At 72.2% G+C, this 23194-nt stretch carries 23 protein-coding genes; 18 read left to right on the top strand and 5 right to left on the bottom strand.

The features are described from left to right. The first annotated feature begins 370 nt into the window (after positions 1 to 370). The 6 genes from BCL76_RS04040 (at position 371) to BCL76_RS04015 (ending at position 6537) form a co-directional block, all read left to right on the top strand. Positions 371 to 1321, top strand: a complete 951-nt coding sequence (locus BCL76_RS04040) for a TauD/TfdA dioxygenase family protein (RefSeq protein ID WP_109778104.1) — start codon at positions 371 to 373, stop codon at positions 1319 to 1321. Between the two features lie 37 nt (positions 1322 to 1358). After that, positions 1359 to 1961 (top strand): NADPH-dependent FMN reductase, encoded by a 603-nt coding sequence (gene ssuE / locus BCL76_RS04035; protein WP_109778103.1) that lies wholly within the window; start codon positions 1359 to 1361, stop codon positions 1959 to 1961. A gap of 43 nt (positions 1962 to 2004) precedes the next feature. Next, positions 2005 to 3039 carry an ABC transporter substrate-binding protein gene (locus tag BCL76_RS04030; protein ID WP_109778102.1) on the top strand — a complete coding sequence of 345 codons (1035 nt, stop codon included), beginning with the start codon at positions 2005 to 2007 and terminating at the stop codon, positions 3037 to 3039. Between the two features lie 6 nt (positions 3040 to 3045). Then, positions 3046 to 3885: an ABC transporter ATP-binding protein gene (locus BCL76_RS04025; protein WP_109778101.1), complete on the top strand. Its 840-nt coding sequence runs from the start codon at positions 3046 to 3048 to the stop codon at positions 3883 to 3885. Beyond that, positions 3882 to 5102 (top strand): ABC transporter permease, encoded by a 1221-nt coding sequence (locus tag BCL76_RS40465; protein ID WP_375137875.1) that lies wholly within the window; start codon positions 3882 to 3884, stop codon positions 5100 to 5102. The genes BCL76_RS04025 and BCL76_RS40465 overlap by 4 nt, the downstream gene beginning before the upstream one ends. Before the next feature lie 91 nt (positions 5103 to 5193). After that, the gene (locus BCL76_RS04015) at positions 5194 to 6537 is read left to right on the top strand and encodes an LLM class flavin-dependent oxidoreductase (RefSeq protein WP_109778100.1); all 1344 of its coding nucleotides are present in this window, start codon (positions 5194 to 5196) and stop codon (positions 6535 to 6537) included. A gap of 111 nt (positions 6538 to 6648) precedes the next feature. Here BCL76_RS04015 and BCL76_RS04010 read toward each other — a convergent pair whose 3' ends face one another. Then, positions 6649 to 7569: an NADP-dependent oxidoreductase gene (locus tag BCL76_RS04010; protein ID WP_109778099.1), complete on the bottom strand. Its 921-nt coding sequence runs from the start codon at positions 7567 to 7569 to the stop codon at positions 6649 to 6651. Between the two features lie 42 nt (positions 7570 to 7611). Further along, positions 7612 to 8331: a DUF2470 domain-containing protein gene (locus BCL76_RS04005; protein WP_109778098.1), complete on the bottom strand. Its 720-nt coding sequence runs from the start codon at positions 8329 to 8331 to the stop codon at positions 7612 to 7614. 155 nt (positions 8332 to 8486) lie between these two features. On the opposite strand from BCL76_RS04005, the gene BCL76_RS04000 reads away from it, so the two are divergent. The 4 genes from BCL76_RS04000 to BCL76_RS03985 all read left to right on the top strand — a co-directional run bounded on the left by BCL76_RS04000 (position 8487) and on the right by BCL76_RS03985 (position 11297). Then, positions 8487 to 8882, top strand: coding sequence for a cell division protein SepF (locus tag BCL76_RS04000; protein WP_030012729.1), 396 nt, complete (start codon positions 8487 to 8489; stop codon positions 8880 to 8882). Between the two features lie 298 nt (positions 8883 to 9180). Continuing rightward, positions 9181 to 10320 carry an ATP-binding protein gene (locus tag BCL76_RS03995; protein WP_309136792.1) on the top strand — a complete coding sequence of 380 codons (1140 nt, stop codon included), beginning with the start codon at positions 9181 to 9183 and terminating at the stop codon, positions 10318 to 10320. After that, positions 10317 to 10688, top strand: a complete 372-nt coding sequence (locus BCL76_RS03990; protein WP_109778096.1) for a nucleotide pyrophosphohydrolase — start codon at positions 10317 to 10319, stop codon at positions 10686 to 10688. The genes BCL76_RS03995 and BCL76_RS03990 overlap by 4 nt, the downstream gene beginning before the upstream one ends. A gap of 123 nt (positions 10689 to 10811) precedes the next feature. Beyond that, positions 10812 to 11297, top strand: a complete 486-nt coding sequence (locus BCL76_RS03985) for a DUF6099 family protein (protein ID WP_109778095.1) — start codon at positions 10812 to 10814, stop codon at positions 11295 to 11297. Between the two features lie 46 nt (positions 11298 to 11343). Here the strand turns inward: BCL76_RS03985 and BCL76_RS03980 are convergent, their stop codons facing one another. Beyond that, the gene (locus tag BCL76_RS03980) at positions 11344 to 11607 is read right to left on the bottom strand and encodes a hypothetical protein (protein WP_109778094.1); all 264 of its coding nucleotides are present in this window, start codon (positions 11605 to 11607) and stop codon (positions 11344 to 11346) included. 202 nt (positions 11608 to 11809) lie between these two features. On the opposite strand from BCL76_RS03980, the gene BCL76_RS03975 reads away from it, so the two are divergent. Next, complete coding sequence (locus BCL76_RS03975) at positions 11810 to 12733, top strand: LLM class F420-dependent oxidoreductase (RefSeq protein WP_109778093.1); 924 nt, start codon at positions 11810 to 11812, stop codon at positions 12731 to 12733. A 14-nt stretch (positions 12734 to 12747) separates the two neighbouring features. Continuing rightward, positions 12748 to 13656, top strand: a complete 909-nt coding sequence (gene mmuM, locus BCL76_RS03970) for a homocysteine S-methyltransferase (RefSeq protein WP_109778092.1) — start codon at positions 12748 to 12750, stop codon at positions 13654 to 13656. Positions 13657 to 13659: 3 nt separating this feature from the next. On the opposite strand, the gene BCL76_RS03965 is transcribed toward mmuM, so the two are convergent. Continuing rightward, positions 13660 to 14229, bottom strand: coding sequence for a hypothetical protein (locus BCL76_RS03965; protein WP_109778091.1), 570 nt, complete (start codon positions 14227 to 14229; stop codon positions 13660 to 13662). Positions 14230 to 14356: 127 nt separating this feature from the next. Between BCL76_RS03965 and BCL76_RS03960 the strand changes: the two genes are divergently transcribed. The 5 genes from BCL76_RS03960 to argF all read left to right on the top strand — a co-directional run bounded on the left by BCL76_RS03960 (position 14357) and on the right by argF (position 21688). Next, positions 14357 to 15973 carry a 3' terminal RNA ribose 2'-O-methyltransferase Hen1 gene (locus BCL76_RS03960; protein ID WP_109778090.1) on the top strand — a complete coding sequence of 539 codons (1617 nt, stop codon included), beginning with the start codon at positions 14357 to 14359 and terminating at the stop codon, positions 15971 to 15973. Beyond that, entirely contained in the window at positions 15970 to 18552 is a 2583-nt protein-coding gene (locus BCL76_RS03955; RefSeq protein ID WP_109778089.1) for a polynucleotide kinase-phosphatase, read from the top strand. Before BCL76_RS03960 ends, BCL76_RS03955 begins: the two co-directional genes overlap by 4 nt. Positions 18553 to 18773: 221 nt before the next feature. Continuing rightward, positions 18774 to 19250 carry a hypothetical protein gene (locus tag BCL76_RS03950; protein ID WP_258309279.1) on the top strand — a complete coding sequence of 159 codons (477 nt, stop codon included), beginning with the start codon at positions 18774 to 18776 and terminating at the stop codon, positions 19248 to 19250. A gap of 46 nt (positions 19251 to 19296) precedes the next feature. After that, positions 19297 to 20523, top strand: coding sequence for an arginine deiminase (locus BCL76_RS03945; protein ID WP_109778087.1), 1227 nt, complete (start codon positions 19297 to 19299; stop codon positions 20521 to 20523). Positions 20524 to 20668: 145 nt separating this feature from the next. Beyond that, positions 20669 to 21688 carry an ornithine carbamoyltransferase gene (gene argF / locus BCL76_RS03940; protein ID WP_109778086.1) on the top strand — a complete coding sequence of 340 codons (1020 nt, stop codon included), beginning with the start codon at positions 20669 to 20671 and terminating at the stop codon, positions 21686 to 21688. On the opposite strand, the gene BCL76_RS03935 is transcribed toward argF, so the two are convergent. Further along, positions 21689 to 22117 carry an ATP-binding protein gene (locus BCL76_RS03935; RefSeq protein WP_258309278.1) on the bottom strand — a complete coding sequence of 143 codons (429 nt, stop codon included), beginning with the start codon at positions 22115 to 22117 and terminating at the stop codon, positions 21689 to 21691. It lies immediately after the preceding gene. A 245-nt stretch (positions 22118 to 22362) separates the two neighbouring features. Between BCL76_RS03935 and BCL76_RS03930 the strand changes: the two genes are divergently transcribed. Next, a complete protein-coding gene (locus BCL76_RS03930) occupies positions 22363 to 23190 on the top strand; it encodes an enoyl-CoA hydratase family protein (protein WP_030712961.1) in 828 nt (275 codons plus the stop codon). Positions 23191 to 23194: the final 4 nt, after the last annotated feature.

The raw sequence follows: 23194 nt of genomic DNA, 5'->3' as shown, positions 1-23194 counted from the left end.
GCCCTCGGCCGAGTCTGACCCGCCGCGCCTGACCCCGTCGAACCGGCGCCCCGGCCGACTGGTCCACCCGGTCCCGGCCTCCGTCGGTGACGTGGGTCCCGCCGGGCCACGCCTGCCCGACCCCCTCCCGTCCGGTGGTGCACCCCCAGGGGTGGTGCACCACCGGGACGCCTGAGGGGCCTCCACGGCCTCGGGCGCCCGGCTCCGCGCCACCTCGTACCCACACCGCCGTGCATCCGTACCCGCACCACCGTGCATCCGTACCCGTACCCGCACCCGTATCCGCTCGGCGCAGCGCAGCGCCCGGCTGCTCCGTCGCCATTTCTTCCGCTGCGGAAATAATCCCGCGGCCCCGACCCAGGGAGCCCTCATGGCCACTGCCACCACGACCGCCGCCACCACCACTGTCACCAAGATCGGCGGCCGCATCGGAGCCGAGATCGGCGGCGTACGGCTCGGCGGCGACCTGCCCGCCGGCACCGTCGCCGAGATCCGGGCCGCCCTCCTCGCCCACAAGGTCGTCTTCTTCCGCGGCCAGGACCACCTCGACGAAGCCGCCCATGAGGCATTCGCCCGACTGCTCGGCGCCCCCGTCGCGCACCCCACCGTCCCCTCCGCGGACGGCCGCTACGCCCTCGGCATCGACTCCCACCACGGCGCCCGCGCCAACCAGTGGCACACCGACGTCACCTTCGTCCCCGCCTACCCCGCCTTCTCCATCCTCCGCGCCGTCACCATCCCGCCGTACGGCGGCGACACCCTCTGGGCCAACACCGCCGCCGCCTACAGCCACCTCCCCGCACCGCTGCGCACCCTCGCCGACAGCCTGCGGGCCGTCCACTCCAACGAGTACGACTACGCCGCCCTCAAGCCCGACGCCCTGCCCGAGGCCTTGGCCCAGTACCGCGAGGTGTTCACCTCCACGAAGTTCCTCACCGAGCACCCCGTCGTCCGCGTCCATCCCGAGACCGGCGAACGCACCCTGCTCCTCGGCAACTTCGTCCAGCGGATCAACGGCCTGACCGGGCAGGACTCCCGTGCCCTGCTCGACCTCTTCCAGTCGCACATCGAGCGCCCCGAGAACACCGTCCGGTGGCAGTGGCGGGCCGGCGACGTCGCGATCTGGGACAACCGCGCCACCCAGCACTACGGAGTGGACGACTCCGACGACCACGAGCGCACCCTGCGCCGGGTCACCGTCGACGGCGACATCCCGGTCGGCCCCGACGGTGAGCCCTCCCGCCTGATCAGCCCGGAGGTCGTCCCGAACCCGGCCTTCGGCATCGCCTCCGGCTCCTCCACCTCCGCGACCTCCGCCTGACCCCACCCGCTCCCCGTACGAGTCCCAAGGAGCCCCCGTGCCCCACCTGCTCGCCATCACCGGCAGCCCCTCCGCCCACTCCCGTACCGCCGTCGTCGCCGACCACGTCGTGCGCCGCCTGTCCCACTCAGGCTTCGAGACCGCCCACCTGTCCGTACGCGAGCTTCCCGCCGCCGACCTCCTCGCCGCCCGCCGCGGCGAACCCGAGATCCGCCGCGCGCTCGAAGCCGTCGCCGAGGCCGACGGCCTGATCATCGCGACCCCGGTCTACAAGGCCTCGTACACCGGACTGCTCAAGGCCTTCCTCGACCTGCTCCCGCAGGACGGCCTCGACGGCAAGACCGTCCTGCCGCTCGCCACCGGCGGCAGCCTCGCCCATGTCCTGACCATCGACTACGCGCTGCGCCCCGTGCTCGCCGCCCTCGGCGCCCGGCACGTCACCGCCGGCCGGTTCGTCCTGGACTCCTCCGTCGAGCGCGGATCCGGCCCCGACCGGCTGCGGCCCGAGGCCGAACTGGACCTCTACCAGGCCGTCGACGAGTTCGCCGCGGCGCTGCGCTCCGCGCCCCCGGCCGATGTCACCTCCGCCGACGTCACCCCCTCCGCCGTCTCCGCTGCCGCCCTCACCGCCACCCCGTAACCCCCGCCACCACGCGACCGAACCGCACCGACAAGGAACCGTCATGCCCGCAGCGTTCACCACGACCACCACCTCCCGACGCCAGTTCCTCGCCCTGCTCGGCATCTCGGCGGCCGCGGTGAGCTGCGGCACGGCCACCGCGGGCGGCGGCGGCCTCGGCGCGCAGATCAAGACCCTGAAGTACCAGGGCTCGGTCGGCGCCGTCACGCTTCCCGAACTCGCCGCCGACCTCGGCTATTTGGAGGACCTGAAGCTGGAGTGGGTCGGCAACACCATCAGCGGCCCGCAGGACATCCAGTCCGCCGCCACCGGACAGACCCACTTCGGCGGAGCCTTCAACGGCGCGATCGTCAAACTCGCCTCCGGCAAGGCCCCCATCAAGGCCGTCATCTCCTACTACGGCGTCGACGAGCAGTCGTACAGCGGCTACTACGTCCTGGAGGACAGCCCGATCCGCTCCGCCCGCGACCTCCTCGGCAAGAAGGTCGGCATGAACACCCTGGGCGCGCACTCCCAGGCCGTCCTCGACATCTACCTGAGCCGCAACGGCCTCGCCAAGGCCGACTCCGCCAAGGTCGAGTCGCTCGTCGTGCCGCCGGTCAACACCGACCAGGTGCTGCGCCAGAAGCAGATCGACGTGGGCGTGCTGGGCGGGATCCTGCGCGACAAGGCCGTGGCGGCCGGCGGGATCAGACCGCTGTTCAGCGACTTCGATCTGCTCGGCAAGTTCAGCGCCGGCTCCTACGTCATGACCGAGCGCTTCATCAAGCAGAACCCGGACACCGCACGGACCTTCGTCACCGGCGTGGCCAAGGCCATCGAATGGGCGCGCACCACCCCGCGCGAGGAGGTCATCGCCCGGCAGACCGAGATCGTCAAGAAGCGCGGCCGCAACGAGGACACCGCGACCCTGCAGTACTGGCGCTCGTACGGGGTCGCCGAGCAGGGCGGCCGGATCGAGGACAAGGAGTTCCAGCTCTGGCTGGACTGGCTCGGCGAGCGCGGCGACATCAAGCAGGGACAGCTGAAGCCGGCCGACCTCTACACGAACGAGTTCAACGGCTTCGGGAAGGGCTGATCCGCCATGGCGAAGATCGTGTTCGAGGAAGTGACCAAGACCTTCCCGACGAAAGACAGGAAGAACAGGAGGAACAGGAGGAACAAGGAGCAGTTCACCGCACTCGACGGCATCGACCTGGAGATCGAGGCGGGGGAGTTCGTGGTGGTCGTCGGCCCCAGCGGCTGCGGCAAGTCCACCCTCCTGGACCTGCTCGGCGGGCTGACCCGGCCGTCGTCCGGACGGATCCTGCTCGACGGGAAGCCGATCACCGGGCCGGGCCTGGACCGAGGCATCGTATTCCAGCAGTACGCCCTGCTGCCCTGGCGCACAGCGCTCGGCAACGTCGAGTTCGGACTGGAGGCGACCGGCGTCCCGCGCCGTGAACGGAGTTCGAGGGCGCGGGAGTTCCTGGACCTCGTCGGCCTCACCGGCTTCGAGGACCGGCACCCGCACGAACTCTCCGGCGGTATGCGCCAGCGCGTGGCCATCGCCCGCTCGCTGGCCTACGACCCGGACGTACTGCTGATGGACGAGCCGTTCGCCGCCCTCGACGCGCAGACCCGCGAGTCCCTCCAGGACGAGCTGCGACGCATCTGGCAGCGCACCGGAAAGACCGTCGTCTTCATCACGCACGGCATCGAGGAGGCGGTCTACCTCGGCCAGAAGGTGGCCGTCATGACCTCTCGCCCCGGTCGCGTCAAGGAGATCGTCCCGGTCTCCTTCGGCGCCCGCGGCGACGGTTTCCAGGGCGAGGACCTGCGCTCCAGCCCCGAGTTCGCCCGCTATCGCCACGAGATCTGGACCCTGCTCCACGACGAGGTGGCCCGCGCCCAGCAACTGGAGAAGGAGGAGGCCACCGTATGACCACCGACATCACCACCCCCGCCGACGCCCCGGCCGACCGGCAGACGGTACGCGAAGCGGTACGGCAGGACACGGCGCCCGCGGCTGCGGAGGTCGCCGGCCGGGAGCCCCGCCGGACGCGGTCCGGTGTCCCGTCGCTGCTGGTACGCCGGCTGCGCGGGGCCGGCCGGGCCGCCTCGGCAACGGCATCCGCCCCCACCGAGGCGGCCGAAGCCCCTGCGACTTCCCGGGACCCGGAAGCCGCGCAGGCCACGCGGGCCGCGGCCGCGCCACAGGTTCCCGCAGTTCCCGCAGCTCCCGCGGCTCCCGCCTCCGTCGACCGGCGCGGGACGCGGACCGTCACCGGAGCGGATGCCGCGCTCGCGCCGCAGGTTCCCGCCTTCCCGGGCGCCGGTCGGGGCACCGCCCACGGCCGCCGACACGCCCCGTCCCCCCTCCGGAAGGCCGCCGGGGCGCTCGGCCGGGGGCTGCGCGCCACCGTCCTGCGCTCGGCGGCCCTCGTCGCCCTGCTCGTCCTCTGGGAGACCGCACCCCGCCTCGGCCTGGTCGACGCCACCTTCCTGCCGCCGGTCAGCGAGGTCGCCACGGCCTGGTGGGACCTCCTGGGCAACGGCCAGCTCGGGCAGCACACCCGGGCCAGCCTCGCCCGCTCCTTCGGCGGCTTCGCCATCGCCGTCGTCGTCGCGGTGCCGCTCGGCCTGCTCATCGGCTGGTACCGGCCGGTCGCCGCGTTCCTCGGCCCGCTGCTGGAGGTGTTCCGCAACACCGCCGCGCTGGCCCTGCTCCCGGTCTTCGTGCTGCTGCTCGGCATCGGCGAGACCTCGAAGGTCTCGATCGTCGTCTACGCCTGCCTCTGGCCGGTCCTGCTGAACACCATCAGCGCGGTGGGCAACGCCGATCCCACCCTCGTCAGGCTGGCCCGCTCGATGGACCTGTCCACCCCGAGGCTGTTCCAGAAGGTGATCCTGCCCTCCTCCGTACCGGCCGTCTTCACCGGCATCCGGCTGGCCGGCGCGGTCTCCATCCTGGTCCTGGTGGCCGCCGAGATGATCGGCGCCAAGGCCGGCCTCGGCTACCTGATCAACGCCTCGCAGTACAACTTCGCGATCCCGCAGATGTACGCGGGCATCGTCACCATCTCCGCCGTCGGCGTGGCCTTCAACCAGCTGCTGGTCACGATCGAACGCCGGCTGAGCACCTGGCGCGTCCCCGCCTGAGCGCCCGGCCCGGCCCCTCCGCGTCCCCGCCCGACGCCCGCGCCCTCCGGGCCGCCCCAGCACGCAACGCCACCGAACACAGGGAACAGCCATGACCGCGAACCGCACCCTCCACCTCAACGCCTTCCTGATGAACGCCGGTCACCACGACGCCGCCTGGCGCCACCCCGACAGCCGCCCCGAGCTGATCACCGACCTGCGGTACTTCCAGGACCTGGCCCGTACCGCCGAGCGCGGACTGCTCGACTCCATCTTCTTCGCCGACGGAGTCGCCCTCTGGGGCAAGGCCCGTCACAACGCCCTCGGCGGATTCGAGCCGCTCACCCTGCTGTCCGCCATCGCCGCCGTCACCGAGCACATCGGGCTCATCGCCACCGTCTCCACGACCTTCAACGAGCCCTACAACCTGGCCCGCAAGTTCGCCTCCCTCGACCACATCAGCGGCGGCCGGGCCGGCTGGAACATCGTCACCTCCGGCACCGTCGACGAGGCCCGCAACTTCAACCGCGACGAGCACCTGGAGCACCACCTGCGCTACGAGCGCGCCCGCGAGTTCCTCGACGTCGCCACCAAGCTCTGGGACAGCTGGGAGGACGACGCGATCGTCCTCGACAAGGAGCGCGGCATCTACGCCGACACCGACAAGCTCCACCCCGCCGCCCACCGCGGCGAACACTTCGGCGTCGCCGGGCCGCTCAACGTCCCGCGCTCCCCGCAGGGTTACCCGCTGCTCGTGCAGGCCGGTTCCTCCGAGGACGGCAAGGAGTTCGCCGCCCGATACGCCGAGGCCGTCTTCACCGCCCAGCAGACCCTCGCCGACGGCCAGACCTTCTACAAGGACCTCAAGTCCCGCCTCGCCAAGTACGGGCGCGCCGAGAGCGACCTGCTCGTCCTGCCCGGCATCGCCCCCGTCATCGGGTCCACCGAGGCCGAGGCGAAGGCCTTGGAGCAGCAGCTCACCGATCTCCAGGTGCCCGAGTACGGCCTCGCCCAGCTCTCCGGCATGCTGAACGTGGACCTCACCGGACTGCCGCTGGACGGCCCGCTCCCGGAGCTGCCCGAGGAACGCGACATCAACGGCAACAAGAGTCGCTTCACCCTCGTCGCCGAACTCGCCCGGCGCGACGGCCTCACCCTGCGTCAGCTGATCGCCCGCCTGGGCGCGGGCCGGGGCCACCGCGTCTTCGCGGGTACCCCCGAGCAGATCGCCGACCAGCTCCAGGAGTGGTTCACCCAGGGCGCCGCCGACGGATTCAACATCATGGCGCCGGTCCTGCCGACCGGACTCACCGCCTTCGTCGACCACGTCGTGCCGATCCTGCAGCGGCGCGGTCTCTTCCGCACCGAGTACACCGGCGCCACCCTGCGCGAGAACTACGGCCTCACCCGGCCGGTCAACCGGCACACCCAGGAGAGCGTGCCGGTCACGTCCTGAGCGGGTGCGCGCCGCCGGAGCACCGTGCTCCGGCGGCGCGCCCGTGTGTCGCGGGGCCGGTCGGTCGGTCGGCCGCCCGGACGGCAGCCGGACGACCGGACGACCGGACGGTCAGACGGTCAGGACGATCTTGCCGCGGGTACGGCCCGCGGCGCTCAGCTCCCAGGCCTTGGCGGCCTCGGCGAGCGGCAGCGCGTGTTCCACGTTGACCGTGAGCTTCCCCGTGTCGGCCAGTTCCGCCAGGAAGGTCAGGTCGGCGGTGTCCGGGCGCACCCACAGCTGGTGGGCGCCCTTGGCGGCCGCTTCGTAGTCGGCGATGGAGACCACCCGGTGGCGTTCCTTGACCAGGGACTGCAGCGTTCCGATGATGTCGTCGCCGTAGAAGTCCAGGCCCGCGTCGATGCCTTCGGGTGCGAGCTCGCGGATCCGGTCCGCCAGCCCCTCTCCGTACAGCACGGGCTCCGCGCCGAGGGAGCGCAGGTAGTCGTGGTTGTGCGCGCCCGCCGTGCCGATGACCCGCAGGCCGAGCGCGACCGCGATCTGTACGCCCAGGGATCCGGTGCCACCGGCCGCGGAGTGGATGACCACGGTCTCCCCGGCCTTGAGGCCGACACGGGTGAGCGACTGGTAGGCGGTGAGGCCGGCCAGCGGGATGCCCGCGGCCTGTTCGAAGCTCAGCTCGCGGGGCTTGCGGGCGAGGGTGCGGACGGGGGCGGAGACCAGCTCCGCGTACGTGCCGAGTTCGACCCACTCCTTGCGGACGTAGCCGTAGACCTCGTCACCGACGGCGTGGTCGAAGGTGTCCTCGCCGACCGCTTCGACGACTCCGGCCACGTCCCAGCCGGGTATCACCGGGTAACGGACTTCGAGGATCGGGTCGAGGTATCCGGCGGCGAGCTTCCAGTCCACAGGGTTGACCCCGGCGGCCTTGACGCGGACGAGCACCTCGCCGGGCCCCACCTTGGGCTGCGGTAAGTCGACGAGTTCGAGCGTGGCGGGCGTTCCGTATGCGCTGTATGCGATGGCCTTCATGATCGTCCCCAACCTGGGTCCGAGGCCGCTTATTCCGGCCCGTCAGGCCGGCAGGGTGTTGGGGTGCGAGCTCCGCCGGGCCGCGCTGAAGAGCGCCTGGATCTGCGTACCGGCCTGCTCGACGTCGTCGAGGGGAGAGGGGAAGGGCAGCCGTACGTCGCGGTGGCCGCGCCGTTCCTCCAGCCGCAGGGTGATCCCGTACCGGTCCATGGCGACCGGCAGTGCGCGGAGCACGGCGGCGGTGGGCAGCGGCCGGACCAGCCGCAGCAGCAGGGTGACGAGGTCGTGGTGGTCGTCGAGGAGGTGCGTGAGCATGCCCGCCTCGTACGGGGACAGCGGGTCGGGGCAGGCCGCGTCCAGCTCGTCGAGGCCGACGTGCGCGCGGCCCTGCGAGGTCTCCAGGACGGCCCGGTCGAATTCCATGCAGGTGGAGTCGGCGCCGGAGCCTTGGGCCAGGTCGGAATAGGGGGTCAGCAGGCGGCCCAGCACGGTGACGCGGGCGCGCACCCGGTCCCGTACGGGGGTGGGGGCGATGTCCGTGAACTCCAGCCGGATCGTGGGCCGGATCTCGGACTCGCCGCCGGGCTCGGCGGGGTGCAGGTGAAGCCGGCCCATCGGGTCGCTGCCGTCGAGGTGGCGGACCTCGGAGCGCAGTCCGTCGGTCACCACGGTCATGGAGTGCGCGGCGGTCAGGATCGACCGGATGCGCTCGGCATCGGTGGGCCGGTCGGCCGGGGTGGCGGGGGCACCGATCAGGCGCATGCGGATCTCTCCTCGTCCGAGTGACTTAGGTATGCCTAACCTAACCTATCTGGCTCTCCGAGAGTACCCGGGACGCTCGTGTCGTTGTTGGGCTGAACGGGTGAAACGCGAGAGGATGGGGGGATGCACATGAAGCGCACGGCCGAGGCGGCCCGGTGAGCAGGTACGACGTCACCGACGAACAGTGGGAGGGGCTCGCGCAGGTGGTCCCCCTGCGCAGTCGCAACGAATGGCCCTCCCGGGTGGACCACCGCACGATTCCCACGGCGCCCGGGGCGTCGGCGGCGGAGCAGCGGCGCTTCGTGGTGATCAGAGTTCAGATCTTCGCGGACGCGCGGGAGGTGGCGGAGTACCTGATCGCGCAGATCCCGGTCCTGCTCGACCTCACCGGGGCGGACAGCGAAGTGGCCAAGCGGATCCTGGACTTCAGCAGCGGCGTGGTCTTCGGCCTGGGCAGCGGGATGCACCGGGTGGACCGGAACGTCTTCCTGCTCGCGCCGGTGGGGACCGAGGTCGAGGGAATCGCGGCCGCGGCCGTCCCCCGATCGTAGGAAGGTCCCCGCGAGGGAACGGTTCGCCGGGGCCACGGGGGGTCCGGCGGGCCGTACCGTCCCGCGCATGGACGCCATTTCGGACGCGACGGCGGTAGGCGCGCCCACCGCCGTCGCGTTAGCCGACACCCCAGCCGATCCCGTTCCTTCTGTCGATCCCGTTCTCCCCGTCGCTCCCGTTCCGCCTGCCGTTGCGGTTGTCGACGACGCTCGGGCGGCCCAGGCCGCTGCCGCCGTGTCACCCGGAGCCTCGCCCGCGCCTCCTGCCGCCGGGGTGGCGGAAGGCGCCGCCCCGGTCGTGCCCGCGCAGCGGTATCCGCGGCCCGTGGTCACCGAGCTGCGGCTCTCCGCCTTCGGTCCGCACCGCTCGGCGGTCTTCCCGCTCGGCCCCCTCACCCTCTTCGCCGGGCCCAGCGGCAGCGGCAAGTCCCAGGCCCTGGCCGCCTACGAGGCCCTGGCCGCACTGGGTTCCGGAGCCACGCTGGAGGCGGCCTTCCCGGATCCGCGGGCCCGCATCCCCGACCGGGCCGTCCCCGACGCGCAGCGCCGGCGCGGCTTCCGGCTCGGCTGCACCGTGGACGGACCCGCCGGCCCGGTCCGGCTCGACCTCGCCGTCCAGGCCGAGCCCACGCTACGGATCGTCGGCGAACGGCTCTCCCAGGACGGGCAGATCCTGCTGGCCACCGCCCTGCGCGACCCCGGCCGACGCTCGGTCCAGGCCGCGTGGCTGACCGGCGGCGCCGTCGGTGTCACCCGGGCCCCGCTGCCCGACGACCGGCTCGGCACGGCGCTGCTCCCGCTCCGCGTCGCCGGTTCCACCGCGGGCCAGCGCCAGGTGCTGGCCGCCGCCGAACAAGTGGTCGTGGCCCTGCGCGCGGTGTTCCCGTGCGACCCCCGCCCGGACCGGATGCGGGCCGCCGTCGCGCCGGGCGAGGGCCGGCTGCTGGGCGACTGCGCCAATCTGGCCGATGTGCTGCGCCGGACCCGTAGCGAATGCGGCACCCGCCACGCGCTGTTGGCGGAGGCAGCCCGTACCGGTTGCGCCGGGGCCGTGGCAGGGCTGGATGTACGGACTCCCGGGGGCGGCGGCCTCATCGAGGCGGTGCTGGACCGGGGCACCGGCCGGCCCGCGACCGAGCTGGCCCGGCTGGGCGCGGGCGAACTCCACTTCCTCGCGCTGGCGCTGGTCCTGCTCACCGGGCCGGGGGTGCTGGCCATGGATCCCGCGGCCGAACTCCTCTCCGCGCGGCAGGCGCTGACGGTGCTGGCCGACGGCTTCGACCGGGGCCTCGACGGGCGCCAGAGCGCCGAGTTGCTGCGGCTGGCCCAGCTGTCCTGCGGCCGCGGCCACATCCGGCTCGTGGCCGCGGTGGGGGAGTCGACCGCGGCGGCCGCCCGCCACCTCCCGGGCGTCGCGATGGTAGACCTGAGGGCATGAACGAGACGCACCGCTCCGAGGAGCGGCTGGACCGATTGCAGCGCCGGCTCGTGCGGTTCGCGGCCGCCCGCGGCTGGGAGCCGTACCACACACCCAAGAACCTGGCGGTTGCGCTCAGTGTCGAGGCAGCCGAACTGGTGGAAATCTTCCAGTGGTTGACGCCCGAGCAGTCGGCGAAGGTCATGGAGACCCCGGAATCCGCCCACCGCGTGGCCGACGAGGTGGCCGACGTGCTCGCGTATCTGCTGCAGTTCTGTGAGGTTCTCGGGGTGGATGTGCTGGATGCGCTCGCCGCGAAGATCGAGAGGAACGAACTCCGCTTTCCCGTGCCGGATACATCGACACCGGATCGTCACTCTTCGGAGTGATGGGCTCATCCACAATCACATTTGTGTCCACATTTTCCGAATACCCCTGGCTTTACTGACTCCTTGCCCTCACGCTGGGTAGTGGTGAGGATGGCGGGATGTCGTGCGGACGGGGGACGGCATATGGATGCGGTACGGCTCATCGCGGCCGGCCGGCACGCGCTGGCACAGAGTGGGGTCGCGTGGGACATCGTGGGCGAGGCCTGGCAGGCCCAGGCGCTCGCGCAGGGCATAGGGAGCTATCTGGCGGTCACCGGGCCGCCGGAGCTGAGATCGGAGGCACGGGGACTGGGGGAAGCGGGAGGGAGAGGCTGCGGGGTGCTCGACCGGGCGGCCCTGCGCGGAGAGGGCAGCGCGCCCGAGTATCCGCCGAGAGCCGCGCAGTTGAGCGAGGTGTCGGACGTCCGGCAGGCGATGCTCGGACTCCAGGCGCTGCTGGGTGAAGTGGGGATAGCCCTGGTCGGGGTGGCCTGCGGGACGGACGACGAGGCCCTGTACTGGCAGTGCATAGAGTCGATCGACGCGGCCGACGAGTCGAGCGACCGGGTGCGGGCGATCCTGCGCCGCATGGTGGTCCGTGAGCGAGGTTCCGCCTCGGGCGTGGCCTGAGCGCGCCACGGATGGGGTCCCGCCGCGCTCGGCGGGACCCGCCTGGTCAGGAGGACCGGGAGGACGGACGCTCGCCCTCGGGGGTGCGGTCCGTGGAGGCCTGGAGGTCGGCGTCGAGCTGGGACAGGTCGGCGTTCAGCGCCGCCATCAGTTCTTCCATCTGCTGCAGCAGGCCCTTCGGCGCGCCGTCCCCCTGGGCGGGTACCGCAGGCTCCTGACCTGCCCGGTCGTGTGCTGCGTGCGCTGCGTGCGCTGCCTGTCCGGTCGGTCCGGTGTGTCGGTGGGTATCCGGCACGGCCTCGTGGGACATGGCGGCCTCCTCGGCCCTGGCCCTCCCAAGGCGGAAGGGGGCGGTGGACGCACCTGCGGGACGCCGCCGGCGCGCGGGCCGGGCGGTCCGGCTCCGTCCGAGCAACGATCACCGTCCGGGCCGGTCACTGGCGCGCCGGGGCGTGGGCCGTCCGGTTGACGAAGATTCACCCTGCCGGGGCGGGAAGTGCAGGATGGAGGGTATGGATCTTCGCATTTTCACCGAGCCCCAGCAGGGCGCGAGCTACGACACCCTCCTGACCGTCGCCAAGGCCACCGAGGATTTGGGCTTCGACGCGTTCTTCCGCTCCGACCACTATCTGCGCATGGGATCCTCCGACGGCCTGCCCGGCCCCACCGACGCCTGGATCACCCTGGCGGGCCTGGCCCGGGAGACCAAGCGGATCCGCCTCGGCACCCTGATGACGGCAGGAACCTTCCGGCTGCCCGGAGTCCTCGCCATCCAGGTGGCCCAGGTCGACCAGATGTCCGGCGGCCGCATCGAACTGGGCCTCGGCGCGGGCTGGTTCGAGGAGGAGCACAAGGCGTACGGGATCCCCTTCCCGACGGACCGGATGTCCCGGCTGGAGGAGCAGCTGGCCGTCGTCACCGGCCTCTGGGCCACCGAGGCCGGCGCCACCTTCGACCACGCGGGCAAGCACTACCGGGTGGAGAACTCGCCCGCGCTCCCCAAGCCCGCCCAGGCCAAGGTCCCCGTCCTCGTCGGCGGCCACGGAGCCAAGCGCACCCCGCGGCTCGCCGCCCGCTACGCGGACGAATTCAACATGCCCTTCGCGTCCATCGCGGACAGCGAGCGGCAGTTCGCCCGGGTCCGGGAAGCGGCCCAGGAGGCCGGGCGAGGGCCTGACGACCTCCGCTACTCCAACGCCCTCGTCGTGTGCGTGGGCAAGGACGACGCCGAGGTCGCCCGCCGGGCCGCCGCCATCGGCCGCGACGTCGACGAACTCAAGGCCAACGGCCTGGCCGGTTCGCCGGCCGAGGTCGTGGAGAAGATCGGCGCCTACGGGGCCGCCGGTGCCTCCCGCGTCTACCTCCAGTTGCTCGACCTCCACGACCTGGACCACCTGGAGCTGATCTCCGCCCAGGTGCTGTCCCAGGTCCGGTAGGAAAGGGGAAAGCCGTGCCCCGCGCGTCCGGCCCGCTCGCCGAAGCCCTGGCCCACCGGGCCGTACTCCTGGACGGCGGGCTCAGCAACCAACTCGCCGCCCAGGGCTGCGACCTGTCCGGCGATCTCTGGTCGGGCCGGGTGCTCGCCGAGCACCCGGACCACGTGGCGGCCGCCCACACGGCGTACGCCCGGGCCGGCGCCGAGGTACTGATCACCGCCAGTTACCAGGTCGGCTACGAGGCCTTCGCCGCCCACGGCCACGACCGTGCCGAGACCACCGCCCTGCTGCGGAGCAGTGTGCGCCTGGCCGCCCGGGTGGCCGAGGCCGCCGACCACGAGGTGTGGGTGGCCGCCTCCGTGGGCCCGTACGGAGCGGTGCTCGCGGACGGCTCCGAGTACCGCGGCCGGTACGGGCTGAGCGTGCGCGAGCTCGCCGCCTTCCACCGCCCCCGCATCGAGGCCCTGCTCGCCGCGGGCCCCGACGTCCTGGCCGTGGAGACGATCCCGGACACCGACGAGGCCGAGGCCCTGCTCACCGTCCTCGCGGAGACCGGCGCGCCCGCCTGGCTCTCCTGGACGGTGGCCGCCGGCCGTACCCGGGCCGGCCAACCCCTCGACGAGGCCTTCGCCCTCGCCGCCGCCTCCCCGCAGGTCATCGCGGTCGGCGTCAACTGCTGTGATCCGGCCGATGTCCTGCCCGCCCTCGAAGCGGCCGCCTCGGTCACCGAGAAACCGCTGCTGACCTACCCCAACGACGGCTCCGTCTGGAACGCCACCACCCGCACCTGGCACACACCCGAAGCCCCCGCCCCCTGGCCCACCGGCGCCTGGCGCGCCACCGGAGCCCGCCTCATCGGCGGGTGCTGCCGCATCGGCCCCGACCGGATCGCCGACCTGGCCGCGGCTGTTCACGGAAGGTGACCGTCACAGCCATCCGATGTGCCGCAGCACGGGGACGAGGCGCGTGACGGCGTACAGCACGGCAGGCGCGGCCTCGACGTCGTCGTCCAGCAGGGCGCAGAGCTGTCGCCTCGTCCGCCCGGGGTCACCCAGGAGTGCCTCCTTGCTGCCGATCTCGACGACGCCGTGGTCGTGCACGACCCGCAGCCGATCGGCCCCGCACAGCGCGCCGAGCTCACCGACCCCGGTCGGCCTGCGCCACTTCGGCCAGTCGCCGTCCCCCGGAAGCACGGACCAGGCGGTCATCCACGTCCGGCCGTCGTCGGTCCGGTACACGCCGGCGCGCCGCCGGTCGTGAAGCTTCGCCAAGGCCCTGGGCATCTCCGGCAGCACATCAGGCAGGTGCATCCGCACGTCCCGTTCGCCGTTCCGCCACCGGATGTCGCGAACGGTCAGCTCGGGGCGGCCGTCGACCGAGAGGGCCCGGTCCGTGGCGGTCCCCGAAGAGATCAGGCCCGAGCAGGTCTCTGCCGGTTCGATCGCCGTCTGCCGCGCGGGCGCGAGCGTGAGCCGCTCGCCGAGCGATATCGTCAAGGGTTCCCCCGGTCGGTCGGTCGACGGTAGGTGAGTCGACGAAGTGTTGCGCACCGGCGTCCGCGTGGTGCCCCGGTAGCGGAAATTCCCTGGTAGGCGGGGAGGACCGCGGACGATAATCGGCCGTGTGTTCCTGACGATCTCCACCACCGGCTCCCCTGAACGACCCGCCACCGACCTGGGCTACCTGCTGCACAAGCATCCCGGGAAGACGCAGGCGTTCTCCACCTCCCACGGCACCGCCCACGTGTTCTACCCCGAGGCCTCGGCCCAGCGGTGCACGGCGGCCCTGCTGCTGGAGGTGGACCCCGTCGCGCTCGTGCGGCGCGGCCGGGGCAAGGGCCGGGGCGGGGCGCCGGACGCCGCGCTCGCGCAGTACGTGAACGACCGGCCCTACGCCGCGTCCTCGCTGCTCGCCGTCGCCCTCAGCGGAGTGTTCCGTACCGCGCTCAAGGGGCAGTGCGCCACCCGCCCGGAGCTGCCGGAGCAGGTCCGGCCGCTGCGCGTCGAGATCCCGGTGCTGCCCGCCCGCGGCGGCGCCGAGCTCGTGCACCGGCTGTTCGGTCCGCTCGGCTGGGACCTCGTACAGGCCGACGCCGTACCGCTCGACGAGCAGTTCCCGGAATGGGGGGACTCCCGCTACGTACGGCTCGTCCTGGAGGGCGAGCTGCGCCTCGCCGACGCGCTGCGGCAGCTCTACGTCCTGCTGCCGGTCCTGGACGACGCCAAGCACTACTGGATCTCCCCGGACGAGGTCGACAAGCTGCTGCGCGCCGGAGACGGCTGGCTGGCGGCCCACCCCGAGCACGCTCTGATCACCTCCCGCTACCTGGCCCGGCACAAGCGGCTGACCCAGGACGCCATCGAGCGCCTGGAACTGGTCCGCCTCGCCGAGGCCGACGGCAGTGAGGTCGAGGAGATCGACAACGCGGTCGACGAGACCCGCGACACCGAGGAGCGGCCCGTGCCGCTCGCCGTGCAGCGGCGCGAGGCGATCCTCGTCGCCCTGCGGTCCGCAGGCGCGCAGCGGGTGCTGGACCTCGGCTGCGGCCAGGGGCAGTTGCTCCAGGCGCTGCTCGGGGACCCGACGTACACCGAGATCGTCGGCATGGACGTGTCCGTACGGGCCCTGCAGATCGCGGCCCGCCGGCTGCGGCTGGACCGGATGGGCGAACGGCAGAGCGCGCGCCTGAAGCTCCTGCAGGGCTCGCTCGCCTACACCGACAAGCGGCTGGCGGGCTACGACGCGGCCGTGCTCAGCGAGGTCATCGAGCACCTGGACCCGGAGCGGCTGCCCGCGCTGGAGTATGCGGTGTTCGGCTCGGCCCGCCCCCGTACGGTCCTCGTCACCACTCCCAACGTCGAGTACAACGTGCGCTGGGAGACCCTGCCCGCCGGGCACGTCCGCCACGGCGACCACCGCTTCGAGTGGAGCCGCGAGGAGTTCCGCGCCTGGGCCGACGAGGTCGCGCGGCGCCACGGCTACGGGGTGCGGTACGTGCCCGTCGGCGACGACGACCCCGAGGTCGGCCCGCCGACCCAGATGGCCGTCTTCACCCAGCACGACGGCATCGACACCACCGCGGCCACCGACACCGCCGCGGCCACCGACACCGCCGCGGTCACCGACACCGCCGCGGTCACCGACACCTCCGCGACGACGGACACCACCGAGCCCGCCGCCACCGACACCGGCGCGGCGACCGACACCACCGAGACCCCGAAGGAGGGCGAGGCAGCATGACCGGTACCGAGACCCCCCGTACGCGCACACTTCCCGTCACCGACCTGTCCCTCGTCGTCCTGATCGGGGCCACCGGATCGGGCAAGTCCACCTTCGCCCGCAAGCACTTCAAGGCCACCGAGGTCATCTCCTCCGACTACTGCCGGGGCCTGGTCTCCGACGACGAGAACGACCAGAGCGCCAGTCGCGACGCCTTCGACGTCCTGCACTACATCGCGGGCAAGCGCCTCGCGGCCGGCCGGCTCACCGTCGTCGACGCCACCAGCGTCCAGCCCGACGCCCGCCGGCAGCTCGTCCAGCTCGCCCGCGAGCACGACGTCCTGCCCATCGCCATCGTCCTGGACATGCCCGAGCAGGTCTGCGCCGAGCGCAACGCCACCCGCCCCGACCGGGCCGGCCTGCCCCGCGCGGTCATCCAGCGGCACCGCCGCGACCTGCGGCGCTCGCTGCGCGGCCTGGAACGCGAGGGCTTCCGCAAGGTCCACGTCCTGCGCTCCGTCGAAGAGGCCGAGAGCGCCGAGGTGGTCCTGGAGAAGCGGTTCAACGACCTCACCCACCTCACCGGCCCCTTCGACATCGTCGGAGACATCCACGGCTGCTCCTCCGAGTTGGAGACCCTGCTCGGAAAGCTCGGCTACGAGGACGGGGTCCACCCCGAGGGCCGCACCGCCGTCTTCGTCGGCGACCTCGTCGACCGCGGACCCGACAGCCCCGGCGTGCTGCGCCGCGTCATGGGCATGGTGAAGTCCGGCAACGCCCTGTGCGTGCCCGGGAACCACGAGAACAAGCTCGGCCGTTATCTGAAGGGCTCCAAGGTCCAGCGGACCCACGGCCTCGCCGAGACCATCGAGCAGTTGGAGGGTGAGCCGGAGGAGTTCGTCGAGGAGGTGCGGGAGTTCATCCGCGGCCTCGTCAGCCACTACGTCCTCGACGGCGGCAAGCTGGTGGTCTGCCACGCAGGCCTGCCCGAGAAGTACCACGGCCGCACCTCCGGCCGGGTCCGCTCGCACGCCCTCTACGGGGAGACCACCGGCGAGACCGACGAGTTCGGCCTGCCCGTGCGCTACCCGTGGGCCGAGGACTACCGGGGCAAGGCCGCCGTGGTCTACGGACACACCCCGGTCCCCGACACCACCTGGATCAACAACACCATCTGCCTCGACACCGGTGCCGTCTTCGGCGGCCGGATGAGCGCCCTGCGCTGGCCCGAGCGCGAACTGGTCGACGTACCGGCCGAGAAGGTCTGGTACGAGCCGGTCAAGCCGCTCGTCGCCGAGGCCCCGGGCGGGCCCTGGGGGTCCCCCCGGACGGAGTCTGGGGGTGGGCGCCCGCTCGACCTGGCCGACGTGCACGGCCGCCGGGTCGTGGAGACCCGGCACCTGGGCAACGTCAACGTGCGCGAGGAGAACGCGGCGGCGGCCCTGGAGGTCATGAGCCGCTTCGCCGTGGACCCCCGGCTCGTCCCGTACCTCCCGCCGACCATGGCGCCCACGGCCACCTCCCGCGAGGACGGCTACCTGGAGCACCCGGCCGAGGCCTTCGCCCAGTACCGCAAGGACGGCATCGCCCAGGTGGTGTGCGAGGAGAAGCACATGGGCTCCCGCGCCACGGTCCTCGTCTGCAAGGACGCCGACGCGGCCCGGACCCGCTTCGGCGTCGACGGCCCGACCGGATCCGTCTACACCCGCACCGGGCGGCCCTTCTTCAAGGATCCGGCGATGACCGAGGAGGTCCTCACCCGGCTGCGCTCGGCGATCACCGACGCCGGCCTCTGGGAGGAGCTCGACACCGACTGGCTGCTGCTCGACGGTGAACTCCTGCCCTGGTCGCTGAAGTCCACCGGCCTGCTGCGCAACCAGTACGCCGCCGTGGGCGCGGCCTCCGGCGCCGTCTTCCCGGGCGCCATCGCCGCCTTGGAGGCGGCCACCGCCCGGGGCGTCGAGACCGGCGAGCTGCTGGAGCGCCAGCGCGGCCGGGCCGCCGACGCGGCCGCCTTCACCGACTCCTACCGGCGCTACTGCTGGACCACCGACGGGCTGGAGGGCGTACGGTTCGCGCCGTTCCAGCTGCTGGCGGTGGCCGGGCGGTCGCTGGCCGCGGTGCCCCACGACGAGCAGCTGTTCTGGCTGGACCGCCTGGTCGCCGCGGACGAGGCGGCCGGTACCGGGCTGCTGCGCCGCACCGGCCGGATCCTGGTGGACACCGCGGACGAGGACTCCGTACGGGCCGGCACCGACTGGTGGCTGGAACTGACGGCCGCCGGCGGCGAGGGCATGGTCGTCAAGCCGCTCCAGGCGTACGCCAAGGACGGCAAGGGCCGACTGGTCCAGCCCGGGGTCAAGGTGCGCGGACGCGAGTACCTGCGGATCATCTACGGCCCGGAGTACACCCGCCCGGACCACCTGGAGAGGCTGCGGGAGCGGTTCCTCGGGCACAAGCGCTCGCTCGCCCTGCGCGAGTACGCGCTCGGGCTGGAGGCGCTGGACCGGCTGGCGGCCGACGAGCCGCTGTGGCGGGTCCACGAGGCGGTCTTCGCGGTGCTCGCCCTGGAGTCGGAGCCGGTCGACCCCCGCCTGTGAGCCGAAGCCGGTACCGCCGCGGGACCGGGCCGCGTCAGCACGGCCCGTAAAGGAGTGGCCCCCGTACGGCCTCGAATTAGGTCGTATGGGGGAACTTTCACGGAGAACTCCGGGAAACCCACCGGCGGGATCGTTCATCCAGGGCAGCGGAATGTCCGCGACCCTGGAAGGACGGAACGTCACCTATGAAGATGACCGCGCGCGGAAGCATTGCGGCGCTCATGACCTGTATGGCTGCGGCCGGTGCGGCCACCCCGGCCATGGCCCAGTCGGTGCCGGTCGGTGTCCCGCTGGACGCCGTGAAGACCACGCTGGGCGTGGACGTCCCGCGCGTGGACACCGGCGTACCGGTGCCGGTCGCTGGAGCGCCCGAGTCCCCCCGCTTCCACAAGGGGAACATGCTCCCGACCCCACTGCTCCCCTCGGTCCCGATCGGCACCGAGCTCGGCCGCACCCTCGTCACCTCCCCGGTGCCGAACCTGCTGGGCAAGCCGGAGACGGACGGCAAGGGTTCCGTCGAGGCGCCGGCCACCGATCTGCTCGCCCGGACCCCCGGTCTGGTCGCCGGCGGTCTGCTGACGATGCCGGACGCCTCCAACTCCGGGGTGCCGAACCTGACCATGCCCGAACTGGGCCTGACCGCACCGGAGCTCACCGGCGCTCCCTCGGCGCTTCTCGGCCTCGCCACCCCTCGCTGAGCGGACGCCGGGTCAAAAAGCCGTTCGGTCTGGGAATGTGTACGGCATGGGATTCCATGTCGACTCCGAGACCGGGCGGCTTCGCCGCGTCATCCTCCACCGGCCCGACCTGGAGCTGAAGCGGCTCACACCGAGCAACAAGGACGCGCTCCTCTTCGACGACGTGCTGTGGGTGCGCCGGGCCCGCCAGGAGCACGACGGCTTCGCGGACGTGCTGCGGGACCGGGGCGTGGAGGTCCACCTCTTCGGTGACCTCCTGTGCGAGGCCCTCGACATCCCGGAGGCGAGACACCTCGTACTGGACCGGGTCTTCGACGAGAAGGAGTACGGGCCGCTCGCCACGGACCACCTGCGGTCGGTCTTCGACGGGCTGACCTCGGCCGAGCTGGCGGAGGCGCTGGTCGGCGGGATGACCAAGCGGGAGTTCCTGGAGCGGCACGCCGAGCCGGTGTCGGTGCGCTTCCACGCGCTGGACCTGGACGGTTTCCTGCTGGGCCCGCTGCCCAACCACCTCTTCACCCGGGACACCTCCGCCTGGATCTACGACGGGGTGTCCATCAACGCGATGCGCTGGCCCGCCCGGCAGCGCGAGACGGTCCACTTCGAGGCGATCTACAAGCACCACCCGCTCTTCACCACCTCCGGCGCCTTCCACTACTGGTCGCAGGGGCAGTCCGACTATCCCTCGACCATCGAGGGAGGGGACGTCCTGGTCATCGGCAACGGGGCGGTGCTGATCGGGATGAGCGAGCGGACGACCCCGCAGGCGGTGGAGATGCTGGCGCGCGGCCTGTTCGCAGCCGGTTCGGCGACATCCATCGTGGCGCTCGACATGCCCAAGTCGCGGGCGTTCATGCACCTGGACACGGTGATGACGATGGTCGACGGAGATACGTTCACGCAGTACGCGGGGCTCGGCATGCTCCCCTCCTACACGATCGAGCCCGGCGGCGGCCCGCACGAGCTGAAGGTCACCGACCACCCCGAGGACCACATGCACCGGGCCATCGCCGGGGCGCTCGGTCTGGACTCGATCCGGGTGCTGACCGCGACGCAGGACGTGCACTCGGCGGAGCGCGAGCAGTGGGACGACGGGTGCAACGTGCTGGCCGTGGAGCCGGGGGTGGTGGTGGCGTACGAGCGGAACGTGACGACCAACACGCACCTGCGCAAGATGGGTATCGAGGTGATCGAGATCCCGGGCAGCGAGCTGGGGCGGGGCCGGGGCGGGCCGCGCTGCATGAGCTGTCCCGTCGAGCGGGACGCGGTCTGAGGCGGCCGGATCTGGGGGAGAGGGCCCGGACCTGGGGGAGAGGTTCCGGGCCCGGGGAAAAGACCCCGGGCCCGGTCTGTATATCAATACAGAGGATCGTATAGACTTCCACCATCCCCTGTCACCGTGACGCTGGAGCGACCCCATGGCCACCGACCTCGCCGGCCGTAGTTTTCTCAAGGAGCTGGATTTCACGGCCGCCGAGTTCCGCGGTCTGGTCGAGCTGGCCGCCGACCTGAAGGCGGCCAAGAAGGCCGGGGTCGAGCAGCGCCACCTCCAGGGCAGGAACATCGCGCTGATCTTCGAGAAGACCTCGACGCGGACCCGCTGCGCCTTCGAGGTCGCCGCCGCGGACCAGGGTGCGCACACCACCTACCTGGACCCGGCCGGCTCCCAGATGGGACACAAGGAGTCGGTCAAGGACACCGCCCGGGTGCTCGGCCGGATGTTCGACGGGATCGAGTACCGGGGTGACAGCCAGCAGGCCGTCGAGGAACTCGCCACCCACTCGGGCGTCCCCGTCTTCAACGGCCTCACCGACGACTGGCACCCGACCCAGATGCTGGCCGACCTGCTCACCATGACCGAGCACACCACCAAGCCGCTCGACCGGATCGCCTTCGCCTACCTCGGCGACGCCCGCTTCAACATGGGCAACTCCTACCTCGTGACCGGTGCGCTGCTGGGTATGGATGTACGGATCGTCGCGCCCCGGGCCTACTGGCCCGCCGAGTCGGTGGTGGCCGAGGCCCGGGCGCTCGCGGCGGAGAGCGGCGCCCGGCTCACCCTGACCGAGGAGGTCACCGAGGGGGTCGTCGGCGCGGACTTCGTCGTGACCGACATCTGGGTGTCGATGGGGGAGCCCAAGGAGGTCTGGGACGAGCGGATCGCGGCCCTGTCGCCGTACGCGGTGACCATGGACGTGCTGCGCGCCACCGGGAACCCGGACGTGAAGTTCATGCACTGCCTGCCGGCCTTCCACGACCTCGGCACCAAGGTGGCCCGGGAGATCCACGAGCGGCACGGGCTCGACTCCCTGGAGGTGACGGACGAGGTGTTCGAGTCGGAGCACTCCATCGTCTTCGACGAGGCCGAGAACCGGCTGCACACCATCAAGGCCGTGCTCGTCGCCACCCTCGGCCGACCCGGCCGAGGTGACGCATAGTCATGCGCGGGTGGGCCCGGTCCGCTGCGCGGGCAGGGTGAACCACACGGCCTTGCCGTGCGGGGTGCGGCGGTGGCCGCAGTCGGAGCTCAGGCTCCGGATCAGCAGCAGGCCGCGGCCGTGCTCCTGCCACGGGTCGGGTCGGCCGGCGTCCGGACGGGCCGACAGGTCGCCGGGCGGGCAGGGGTCGCCGTCGTGGACCTCGACCTGGCAGCCGTTCGCCAGCAGTTCCACGACCAGCTCGATCGGGGCGCCGGAGCTGGTGTGCTCCACGGCGTTGGCGACCAGCTCCGCCGTCAGGAGCTCCGCGGTGTCCCGGTCGGCGGGTGCGTCGGCGTCGGCCAGCGCGGTGCGGACGAGGGCGCGGGCGAGGGGTACGGCGGCCGCGGTGTGGGGCAGGGCGATCCGCCAGGCGGAGGCGTCGGGCAAGGAAGGTGCATCCGTTCCGGGGTCGGGGGGTCGGCTTCGGGCTCGGATCGGGGTCGATGGCGAGGTCGGGGTCAGGGCCGGGGTCGGGGTCGGGGTCGGGGTCGGGAAAGTGAACATCCCACTTTCAACGATACGAAGTCGAATTCTCATTCCGTGGCCGCCCCCCGGATCCTCGATCCGCCCCGCGACGCGAATTTGTCGCGCTTCTGTGACGGCAGTCACGATCTGGTGATACCGTCGGTGAGGTGAGCCCCTTCATCGGTTCCACACCAGCGACCGAACGGTGGCACCACCTCCGGGTCACCCGGCAGGACGGCGTCGCCACCGTCACCTTCGACCGCCCCGAAAAGCTCAACGCGCTCACCTTCGGCGCCTACGCCGACCTGCGCGATCTGCTCGGCGAACTGTCCCGTGAGCGCTCCGTACGCGCCCTCGTGCTCGGCGGCGAGGGGCGCGGCTTCTGCTCCGGCGGAGACGTGGACGAGATCATCGGCGCCACCCTCGCCATGGACACCGCCCAGCTCCTCGACTTCAACCGGATGACCGGCCAGGTGGTCCGCGCCCTCCGCGAATGCCCCTTCCCGGTGATCGCCGCCGTGCACGGGGTGGCCGCCGGAGCCGGCGCCGTCCTCGCCCTCGCCGCCGACTTCCGGATCGCCGACCCCACCGCCCGCTTCGCCTTCCTCTTCACCCGCGTCGGCCTCTCCGGCGGCGACATGGGCGCGGCCTACCTGCTGCCCCGGGTCGTCGGCCTCGGCCACGCCACCCGCCTGCTGATGCTCGGAGAGCCCGTACACGCGGCCGAGGCGGAGCGGATCGGCCTGCTCAGCGAGCTCACCGAGGAGGGCAAGGCCCACGTACGGGCCGCCGAACTCGCCGCGCGCCTGGCCGCGGGCCCCGCCCTCGCCCACGCGCAGACCAAGGCGCTGCTCACCGCCGAGCTCGACATGCCCCTGGCGGCGTCCGTGGAACTGGACGCCAACACCCAGGCCCTGCTGATGCACGGCCAGGACTACGCGGAGTTCCACGCCGCCTTCACCGGGAAGCGGCCGCCGGAGTGGAAGGGCAGGTAGCCAC

Origin of the sequence: Streptomyces sp. CG 926, from assembly GCF_003148825.1 — a bacterium.
In the GTDB taxonomy this organism is placed as follows: domain Bacteria; phylum Actinomycetota; class Actinomycetes; order Streptomycetales; family Streptomycetaceae; genus Streptomyces.
This window is presented reverse-complemented; position numbering and strand designations above follow the sequence as displayed.